Source organism: Neobacillus sedimentimangrovi (assembly GCF_010614825.1).
Taxonomy (GTDB): Bacteria; Bacillota; Bacilli; order Bacillales; family Cytobacillaceae; genus Neobacillus; species Neobacillus thermocopriae.
On record NZ_JAAFZF010000043.1, the window covers coordinates 21,801 to 28,350 of the forward strand.

A 6,550-nucleotide genomic window follows, 5' to 3' on the forward strand; every position below is an offset into this window, starting at 1 on the left:
GCAAATTTTTGCAATGTACGGTTTTGGTTGGTTATGCCTTTGCTAGCTTTTCCCACAAATTTTTCCCTAGGTTCCGGCGTTTATAGGCACTTTATGTGGGTATTCATTTCTATTAAATTGCAAACGTTTACTAAAAATCGCGAGCGTGCCTATTCATACACATAAAACCCGCGGCCAGTTTTCCTTCCAAGCCAGCCTGCTTTTACATATTTTCGTAGTAGTGGGCATGGACGGTATTTGTCATCACCAAAACCTTCATGCAGGGTTTCCATAATGTATAGGCATGTATCCAACCCGATAAAGTCAGCCAATGTTAATGGTCCCATTGGATGATTCATACCGAGTTTCATGACCTCATCAATAGCTTCCTTTGTTGCCACCCCTTCATAAAGCGTGTAAATCGCTTCATTAATCATTGGCATGAGCACACGGTTCGAAACAAATCCCGGGAAATCGTTAACTTCAACTGGTACTTTACTTAATGACTTGGTCATATCTTCAATCACTTGATATACCTCATCAGATGTAGCAAGTCCGCGAATAATTTCCACTAACTTCATTACTGGAACCGGATTCATAAAATGCATGCCGATTACCTTGTCCGGACGATTCGTCGCCGCTGCAATTTCTGTAATTGGGAGTGAAGATGTATTGCTCGCTAATATCGCGTGAGCCGGAGCAATTTTATCGAGCTGTGCAAAAATATTGGATTTAACCTCCATATTTTCAACAGCAGCTTCAATCACAAGGTCGACCTCAGCAGCATCCTGAAGATCAGTGGAAACCGTGATTCGGTCTAAAACGGCTTGTTTTTGCTCCTCTGTCATTCTTCCTTTTTCCACATTTCGGGAAAGATTTTTGTTAATCACTCCAAGGCCGCGCTCCACAAACTCTGGCTTCAAATCATTTAATAAAACTATGTAACCTGCTTGAGCACAAACTTGGGCGATACCGGACCCCATTTGTCCTGCACCTACGACCATTACTTTTTCTACTTTCATGTTGTCACCCTCCATTTCCAGCCGGAAACTCATCCGGCTGTGCTTAATTGATTTAATAAATGAACATTTTTAGATAAAAGAATTAGTCAACCAAAAGTAATGTATACCCTCATCCAATCACAAAACCTATCAATCTATGATTTTGGCACTTCAATCATGATGGCGTCTCCTTGACCTCCGCCACTACAAATGGCTGCCACACCGATGCCTCCGCCGCGCCGTTTCAATTCGTGCATTAACGTGATGATAATGCGCGCTCCACTAGCACCAATTGGATGACCAAGAGCCACCGCACCACCATTAACATTGACCTTTTCCGGGTCAAGTCCGGCAATTTGACTGCTCGCTAGCGCCACTGCCGCAAATGCCTCATTTATTTCAAACAAATCGATATCCGCAAGGCTCTTGCCAGTTTTTCGTAAAATTTCTTGAATAACAAGGCCAGGAGTTTTTGGAAAGTCCTTCGCCTCCACCGCAATGGCCGCCTGACCGATGATAACCGCCTCCACCTTTCTACCTTCACGAAGAGCACGCTCCTCACTCATCAGAACGAGAGCTCCCGCACCATCATTGACCCCTGGTGCATTACCAGCTGTAATCGTTCCTTCTCCATTAAAAGCAGGGCCAAGTTTAGCCAGTTTTTCTAAAGAAGTATCTTTTCTTGGTGCTTCATCATGCTCAACAATCACAGGTTCACCTTTTCGTTGTGAAACTTCGACAGAGACAATTTCTTCTGCCAAGATTCCTTTCTCCATCGCGGCAATCGCACGTTGGTGGCTTCTGAAAGCCCACTCATCCTGGGCCTCACGGCTGATTTCCATCTCATAGGCAGTCGAGTTTCCATAGGTTCCCATGTGCACTCCCGTAAAGCTACAACTTAAACCATCATGAATCATTAAATCTTGTACAGAAGCGTTGCCCATACGGAGACCCCATCTTGCCTTTGGTAATAGATACGGCGCATTACTCATTGATTCCATTCCACCTGCCACAATGACTTCCTCATCTCCGGCTCGAATGATTTGATCAGCCAAAGTAACACTGCGCAATCCTGAAGCACATACTTTGTTGATGGTTTCCGTTTTCACTTCCCAAGGTAGGCCTGCATGGCGTGCAGCCTGACGTGAAGGAATTTGTCCCTGACCGCCCTGTAATACGGACCCAAAAATGACTTCCTGAACCTCTTCTGGTTTTACCTCTGCACGTTTTAGTGCTTCCTTGATGGCGATTCCGCCCAGCTGCGCGGCCGTCAAACTACTTAATGCACCGCCAAATTTTCCAAATGGTGTTCGAACACCGCTTAAAATAACTGTTCTTCCCATAAAAACACTCCCTTTCCCTCAATTCATTTTCAATTATGCCTATTCCTAATTTTCAGTCATTAGTTTGTAAAAAAATTGACCGAACGCTCGCTCATCCATTCTTCCAAAAGGAACGCAGGCCCTATCTGCCTACGTAAGCAATTCGCTAAGAAATGTAAGCGTTTTATCCCTTTGGTTCTATTGTACAAAAAAATTAGCAGAAGTTGAATGACTTTACACAAAATTCGTAAACTTTTATGAATTCTGCTAAAAATTAACCTCTGCTAATGAAGAAATTTTTCTAATAGGATACAGGTTCATTAAGATGCAACTGTCGTTGGTTCTCCACAGACGGCTTTTTCTAGTAGCTCCGCAACATCGTAAGTAGCCACCTTGTCCTCAACTTCCTTCGCCTTCGTCCCATCAGAAAGCATGGTTAAGCAGTATGGACAACCAGAGCTAATAACGGATGGATTCACGGCAAGTGCCTGCTCTGTTCTTGCTACATTGATACGGTGGCCAGTTTCTTCCTCCATCCACATTAGGCCTCCGCCCGCACCACAGCACATTCCTTTTTCGCGATTACGTTCCATTTCCACCAGTTTCACCCCTGGAATGGCTTTTAAGATTTCACGTGGTGGATCGTATACATCGTTATATCGACCCAAATAGCACGAATCATGGAACGTAATGGTTTCGTTCACCACATACTTTGGCTTCAAACGACCATCGCGGACTAGTTCGAACAGAACCTCTGTATGATGGTATACTTCTGCTTCTAAACCAAAATCCGGGTATTCATTTTTGAAAATATTGTAGGCGTGCGGGTCGATCGTAACAATTTTTTTCACGCCTGCTTTTTCAATTTCCGCAATATTATTAGCTGCAAGTTCTTGGAACAAGAATTCATTTCCAAGGCGGCGAACGGTGTCACCGGAGTTCTTTTCTTTATTTCCAAGAATCGCAAATTTCACGCCTGCTTCATTTAATAATTTTGCAAAAGATAAGGCAATCTTCTGACTGCGATTGTCATAAGAACCCATGGAACCAACCCAGAAAAGGTATTCGAACTCCTCACCTGCTTTATTCATTTCTTTTACAGTAGGCACATGAACATCTTCACGGGCTTCACGCCATGTTTCGCGCTCTTTTCTATTTAACCCCCACGGGTTGCCTTGACGTTCAATATTGGTGATTGCACGCTGAGCATCTGCGTCCATTTTTCCTTCGGTTAAAACAAGATAGCGGCGCAAGTCTATAATTTTTTCCACATGTTCGTTCATGACTGGACATTGATCTTCACAGTTGCGGCATGTTGTACAAGCCCAAATTTCTTCTTCAGTAATGACATCACCGATCAGACTTGGACTATAAACAAGTGTAGCAGCTGATTCATTAGCCCCCTGTCCCGTAGCTGCTAGAGCAAGCTGATTCCCTTTTGTATGGCTAAACGCGAAAGTCGGCACCCATGGCTGCTTCGACGTCACGGCCGCACCATGATTTGTTAAGTGGTCACGCAGCTTCAAAATAAGATCCATAGGCGACAGCATTTTACCCGTACCAGTAGCTGGACACATATTGGTACAACGGCCGCATTCCACACAAGCATAGAAATCAATCATTTGCAACTGAGTGAAGTCTTCAATCTTTCCAACTCCGAAGGTTTCCTGTGTCTCATCTTCAAAGTCAATTTTCTTTAATTTTCCCGGTTTATCCAAACGGTTAAAGTATACATTGGCCGGACCAGCAATTAAGTGAGCATGCTTGGACTGTGGCACGTAGACTAAAAATGTTAACAAGAATAAAAGATGAATCCACCATGCTACGTAGAAGAGAACAATGGCAGTGGTTTCACCAATGCCGGAAAAAATTCCAGCAATCAAGGAGGCAACTGGTTCTGTCCAAGTCCCTTCATGGCCATGCCAAATCATACTCATACCATTTCCAAAAAGAACAGAAAGCATCAATCCACCGATAAATAATAAGACAAGACCTGATTTAAAATTGCGTTTAAGGCGAACTAATTTTTCAATATAACGGCGATAAAACGCCCAAATAACGGCTACTAAGATCATTAAGGTGACAATTTCTTGGAAGAAAGTAAATCCTGGATACAGCGGACCTAAAGGCAAATGTGATCCCGGTACTAACCCTTTCCAAATAAAATCGATAGCCCCGAATTGCACAAGAATAAAGCCATAAAAAAACATAACGTGAATAATACCACTTTTCTTATCTTTCAGGAGCTTCTTTTGCCCAAAAACATTGACCCAAATTTTTTGGAGCCGCTCTTTCACGTTGTTGTCAAACTCTACTTTTTTGCCAAGCTTAATATATTCGATCCGAGTTTTGACAACATAGATAAACAGATAGACTGAGTAAGCGGTTACAGAAAGAAACGCAATAAAATTTACCCATAACAGACCGTTCATGTACTCCTCTCCTTTCTAAATATCTCCCCGAATGTTCTTAAGTTGTAGAAAATAATTAATTTTCTGACTAACCTTATCTCTATTATATTATGAGTGAGCATTCAGTCAATGAGTTTTTTGTCGGAATTCTAAAACTTATAGAAACGAGTGGATTTGGAAAAACTAACTCAACGGATTGGGGGAAGAATTCTGATGAATGTTGTACTCATTATATTTGGAATGATTATGTTAATTCTTATATGGCTATTATTAGATTTCAACTTAGGACGAAGGAAGCATCTTTCTACTCTAAGGAAGATGGAAAGCCCTGTCTTGTACAGCGAATTTGAAATTTTTTCAACGGGCAAAGATTTATTTAGAGATTTTTTTACGGAACTTCGGAGAGCGGAAAAACATATCCATGTGTTGTTTTATATTGTAAAAGAGGATTCATTCAGTCAAGAATTTCTTGAGATTTTAAAAGAAAAAGCTAAAGAGGGCGTAGAAGTTCGTTTAATGCTCGACCGACTTGGCAGCTGGAAGGTGAAAAAAAACACTATAAAATCACTAAGAAAAGAAGGCGTGCAATTTGCTTTCATTAACAAAGTCAAACTGCCATATCTGTTCTATTCTTCCCAAGTACGAAATCACCGTAAAATAACGGTTATTGATGGAAGAATTGGCTATCTTGGCGGATTTAACATTGGGTTAGAATATATTGACCAAGATCCTAAGTTAAGTCCTTGGCGTGATTATCATCTTAAAATCACAGGTGAAGGTGTCCATTTTTTGCAGCAAGAGTTTTTAGTGGACTGGCAGCAATGTACTGGAATTCAAATGCTTCCTCCTATTACACCTTCACAGGAGGGAAAGAAAAACTCTCAAAAGACACACTTTAATTTTCCTGAAAGTATCCGAGTGGGCCATCACGGATGGGGATTAGCTGAAGCAGCTGTTGAATTTTACGGAGGGGCAAAAGAAGCCCATACATCGACAAAAGAGTCAACCAAGCGTCCTTTGGTCCAAATGGAAAGCCACGTAGATTATTTTCCTGAACTACCGAAGGGGAAAATCCAACATCAAATTATGTCAACAGAAGCTTTTCAACTAGAGGAAATGTTTATCCGCCTCATTCAGGAAGCTGAAAAATCAATTATCATTGGCACTCCTTATTTTATTCCAAGTAAGAAAATACTTAAGGAATTGCTAAATGCAGTCCAAAGAGGTGTACACTTAACAATCTTAGTCCCATTTGTTTCTGATCATATTCTTGTTCAAGAAGCTTCTTACCGCTATTTACGACCACTACTTCAAGCCGGAGCTATCGTCTATCATTTTCAGAATGGTTTTTACCATGCTAAAGCCTTAGTGATTGACAATAAAATCTGTGAACTAGGAACCGCCAACTTAGACAAACGCAGCCTATATCTTAACAAAGAAATCAATTGCTATATCTATGATCCGGCATTTATCGATCAAGTTAAACAAATCATCCAAAAAGACATCCAAGACTCAAAACGCCTGACACTTGAAACACTCAATCAACCGAACCTTACCAGAACGATCAAAGAAAAACTCGCAGGAGCCATTTCTTACTTTTTATAAAATCGAGTAGGAGGGGGTGATTAACCCCCGTCCTCTCACACCACCGTACGTACGGTTCCGTATACGGCGGTTCAATCAAGATAAATGACGCAAGAATTCATAACGTTTCTGTAGACTTTTAAGCCCTTGGTTACTCCAATAGGAGTTTCCAAGGGTTCTGTGTAATATGGGACTTTTTGAGATTCGCCAATAACCTTTACGACTGTTCCCCCATTCATAAGCTTTCCATTCA

Annotated in this window: 4 protein-coding genes and 1 pseudogene; 1 reads left to right on the top strand and 4 read right to left on the bottom strand. The window is 41.6% G+C overall.

Annotated features, from left to right (window positions below):
- Positions 1 to 149: 149 nt before the first annotated feature.
- The 3 genes from GZA11_RS13010 to GZA11_RS13020 all read right to left on the bottom strand — a co-directional run bounded on the left by GZA11_RS13010 (position 150) and on the right by GZA11_RS13020 (position 4,734).
- Positions 150 to 1,001: a 3-hydroxybutyryl-CoA dehydrogenase gene (locus GZA11_RS13010; RefSeq protein WP_038537870.1), complete on the bottom strand. Its 852-nt coding sequence runs from the start codon at positions 999 to 1,001 to the stop codon at positions 150 to 152.
- A gap of 134 nt (positions 1,002 to 1,135) precedes the next feature.
- Positions 1,136 to 2,323, bottom strand: a complete 1,188-nt coding sequence (locus GZA11_RS13015; protein WP_163184144.1) for an acetyl-CoA C-acetyltransferase — start codon at positions 2,321 to 2,323, stop codon at positions 1,136 to 1,138.
- Positions 2,324 to 2,622: 299 nt separating this feature from the next.
- Positions 2,623 to 4,734, bottom strand: coding sequence for a heterodisulfide reductase-related iron-sulfur binding cluster (locus tag GZA11_RS13020; protein WP_163184146.1), 2,112 nt, complete (start codon positions 4,732 to 4,734; stop codon positions 2,623 to 2,625).
- Positions 4,735 to 4,926: 192 nt separating this feature from the next.
- Here GZA11_RS13020 and GZA11_RS13025 point away from each other — a divergent pair, with 192 nt between their 5' ends.
- Positions 4,927 to 6,318 carry a phospholipase D-like domain-containing protein gene (locus tag GZA11_RS13025; RefSeq protein WP_163184148.1) on the top strand — a complete coding sequence of 464 codons (1,392 nt, stop codon included), beginning with the start codon at positions 4,927 to 4,929 and terminating at the stop codon, positions 6,316 to 6,318.
- 75 nt (positions 6,319 to 6,393) lie between these two features.
- Here GZA11_RS13025 and GZA11_RS16780 read toward each other — a convergent pair.
- Positions 6,394 to 6,550: pseudogene (locus GZA11_RS16780) on the bottom strand (group II intron reverse transcriptase/maturase); the annotation flags it as partial.

What these genes read in the sequence shown, in the direction of transcription:
- GZA11_RS13020 (WP_163184146.1), bottom strand. Translation starts at nt 4,734, where the DNA reads ATGAACGGTCTGTTATGGGTAAATTTTATTGCGTTTCTTTCTGTAACC.
- GZA11_RS13025 (WP_163184148.1), top strand. Translation starts at nt 4,927, where the DNA reads ATGAATGTTGTACTCATTATATTTGGAATGATTATGTTAATTCTTATA.
- GZA11_RS13010 (WP_038537870.1), bottom strand. Translation starts at nt 1,001, where the DNA reads ATGAAAGTAGAAAAAGTAATGGTCGTAGGTGCAGGACAAATGGGGTCC.
- GZA11_RS13015 (WP_163184144.1), bottom strand. Translation starts at nt 2,323, where the DNA reads ATGGGAAGAACAGTTATTTTAAGCGGTGTTCGAACACCATTTGGAAAA.